General features: G+C 73.4%; 3 protein-coding genes. All 3 read right to left on the reverse strand.

The window, feature by feature from the left end:
* The coding region (locus GA0115259_RS38595; RefSeq protein WP_141716915.1) for a hypothetical protein at positions 1-186 on the reverse strand (186 nt) is incomplete at its 3' end.
* Position 187: 1 nt separating this feature from the next.
* Positions 188-2,311: an NHLP family bacteriocin export ABC transporter peptidase/permease/ATPase subunit gene (locus tag GA0115259_RS38600; RefSeq protein ID WP_141716916.1), complete on the reverse strand. Its 2,124-nt coding sequence runs from the start codon at positions 2,309-2,311 to the stop codon at positions 188-190.
* Positions 2,312-2,425: 114 nt separating this feature from the next.
* Positions 2,426-3,204, reverse strand: a 779-nt coding sequence (locus GA0115259_RS38605) for an HlyD family efflux transporter periplasmic adaptor subunit (RefSeq protein WP_093605294.1), incomplete at its 5' end; no start/stop codon positions are given.

The following is a 3,204-nucleotide window of genomic DNA, read 5'->3' on the forward strand; positions in this document are numbered from 1 at the left end:
CAGCCGGCCGAGCGCGTGCCACCGGCCGGTCCCGTCCGGGCCGCCGACCGCGAAGGCGTCCGCCTCACCGTCCACGACGAGCCACAGCATCCCCGGCTCCGGCCGCAGCCGGGGCCCTGGGGAGCCGGCCTCGCGCCCGAGTCCCGCGAGGCCGTGCGCGAAGCCGGGACCGGCGTCCAGCACCATGTCAGGCCCTCTTGACCAAGTCGTGGTAGCGCCCGCCGGCCGCGAGCAGCCGCTCGTGCGTGCCGCGTTCGCCGACCCGGCCCCGGTCGAGCACGACGATCTCGTCGCTGTCGCGGACCGTGCTGAGCCGGTGCGCCACGACCACGAGGGCGCAGCCGCGGCGCCTGATGTTGTCGGTGACGGTGTGCTCGATCTCGGCGTCCAGCGCGCTCGTGGCCTCGTCCAGCACCAGCAGGGCCGGGTTGCGCACCAGCGCGCGGGCTATCTCGAGGCGTTGCGCCTGGCCGCCGGAGAAGTTGCGGCCGTCCTCCTCGACGAGGCTGTGGATCCCGCCGGGGCGTGCCGCGACGACCTCGTACACCGCGGCGTCGCGCAGGGCGGCCACCACGTCCTCGTCGGAGACCGTCGGGTCCCAGAGGGTGACGTTCTGCTTCACCGTGCCGTGGAAGAGGACGACGTCCTGGTCCACGAAGGCCACCGACATGGCCAGCACCGGACCCGGGATGAGGTCGCGCCGGACGCCGTCGATCATGATCGAGCCGTCCCACGGCCGGTGAAGTCCCGCGATCAGCCGCGACACCGTGGACTTGCCGCTGCCGGAGCCCCCTACCAGGGCGACCTGCTCGCCGGGGCCGACGCTCAGCGACAGGTCGCTCAGCAGCGGGGGCGCGGTCGGGTTGTAGCCGAATGTCACGTGCTCCAGCGCCAGATGTCCGACGAGCCGCCGCGGCCTCTCGCCGGTCGGCGGCTGACGGTCCTCGTCGGACGGGAAGGTCTCCACGTCGCGCAGCCGGGCAAGCTGGATGCCGAAGTCCTGGATGCGGCCCGCCGTGGCGGTGAGCCCGATGACCGGTGTGGTGAACGCGGTGACCAGCATCTGGACCGCGGCCAGGGCGCCGACGGTCATCTGCCCATGGGCCGCCTGCAGTCCGCCGATCAGCAGGATTCCCGCGCTGTTGACCGCGGCCAGGGCCGGGGCGGTCACCGCCAGCAGCACGTCGAGGCCGCCCACGTCCTGACGGCCGCTCACCACCTTCGCCAGTGCCGAGGCCCAGGTCCGGAAGTGCTCGTCCTCCGCCCCGCTCGCCTTGACGGGCTCGATGAGCCGCAGCCCGGTGACGGAGGCGGTGAACAGCTTCGTCTCGTCCGTGGCCAGCCGTCCGGCCCGGCCGGCGCGGCCCAGCGCCGCGTACCGGACGGCGACGACATTCAGCAGGGACAGCACCACGGTCAGCACCGTCAGCGGAAGGCTGTACGTCAGCAGGAGGCAGGTGTAGACGACCACGGCCGCCGCGTTCACCACGACACCGACCAGATCGGTGGTCAGCATCAGGGCGACGCCGTCGACGGACGACAGCCGGCGGGTGAGGTCGGCCGTGCTGCGCTGGGCGACGAAGGCGACGGGCAGCGCGAGCAGATGCCGCAGCAGCCGGGCGCTGTTCCGGGTGCCGCTGACGATCCTGACCCTGAGCAGCAGCGACTGACGCACCACGGTCAGCACCAGCACGGCCAGGATCGCTGCGCCCATCATCGAGAAGAGCGCCGGCAGGACCGAGTCGCCCTGGCCCTGCAGCAGGGTGTCCACGAAGGCACGGGTGAAGCCCGCCGTCGCCAGGGCCGCGAAGGTCAGCAGCAGACCGCTGACCACGCTCAGCGCCAGGGGCCACAAGGCGCCCCGCAGGTGGGCGGCGACTCCCTCCAGCGGGCCGGGCCGGCGCCCCCCTGGACGGAATCCGGCGCCGGGCCGTATGCGCAGCGCGACACCGGTGAAGCTGTCGCCGAACTCTTCGGCCGAGACCACCCGGCGTCCGCGCGCGGGGTCGTTGAGGTGGACGACCTCGCGGCCGAACCGCCTGCCGCAGCCCTCGAAGACGAGGAAGTGGTTGAACTCCCAGAACAGCACCAGCGGCGGCGCCGCCGTGGCGAGGGCTTCCGGGTCCAGGCGCAGGCCCTCGGCGTCCATGCCGTACCGTCGGGCCGCCTTGAGGACGCTGGAGGCCTTCGCCCCGTCCCGGGAGATCCCGCACGCCACGCGCAGCTCCTCCAGCGGCACGAAACGACGATGGTGCGCGAGCACGACGGCCAGGGCGGCGGCCCCGCACTCGGTGGCCTCCATCTGCTGCACGACGGGGGTACGCACCCTACGGTGCGCGGGTCGCGGACGCCGTCCACGCGGGCCACCGGGTGCGGTGGCGTGGCTCAGTCCGCCGTCGGCACGGCTGGCAGGGACCGGCGGCACTCAGGACACCATCCAAGTAATCGGCCGGACAGGGGGCAGGTGGAGGTCGACGGCCGCGACGAGGCGCGAGTCGATCCGGTAGGGGGGTCCCTCCCCCGTCGACCAGCGGAACCCGCTGGCGGTCGGAGCGGGAGCGAGCCGTACGGTCACGGCGACCGGCTCCCCCTGCGCGGTCAGTTCGCGGCCGAGCAGCGGGTCCGCGAGGAACGCCGTGATCTGCTCGGGGGTCTGCGGGAAGCGGCCCACGGAGACGACGGTGCCGCGCAGCACCCCGTAGCGCTGGGCGGACACGGTCTCCACCTCCAAGTCCGCGGCCGTGCCGGGGTGGATGTGGACGGCGTCCGGCGCCGGTACGTAGACCACGGCGATCAGCGGATCGCCGGCTCCGGCGACGCGTTCCACCACAGCCAGTTCGTCCTTCGGCGTCACGGTCGCCCCGGTGGCCGCCAGCAGCGACGTCACCCGGCCCGCGACGGCGGAGCGCACTGGATGCTCACCGGTGTCGTTCCGAACGGTGAACAGCACCGTGCCCTTCGGGAAGAGGACGCCCTCCACCACGTCGACCCGCTCGATCCGCCCCGGCACCGGACTGTGCAGGAAGAAGCTGCCGTCGGTGTGGGTGAGGACCCCCGGCGCGCGCATCGTGCGCGGCAGGCTTCCCGCGAAGGACCACACGGCGCCGGCGGCGAGCAGCACGACGGTGACCGCCAGGGCCACCACGCTGCGCGTCGGGGCCAGCCGCACGGGCACGTCGAAGTCGTCGGACGACCGGAGCCTGA

The organism is Streptomyces sp. MnatMP-M17 (assembly GCF_900091995.1).
Classification (GTDB): Bacteria; Actinomycetota; Actinomycetes; order Streptomycetales; family Streptomycetaceae; genus Streptomyces.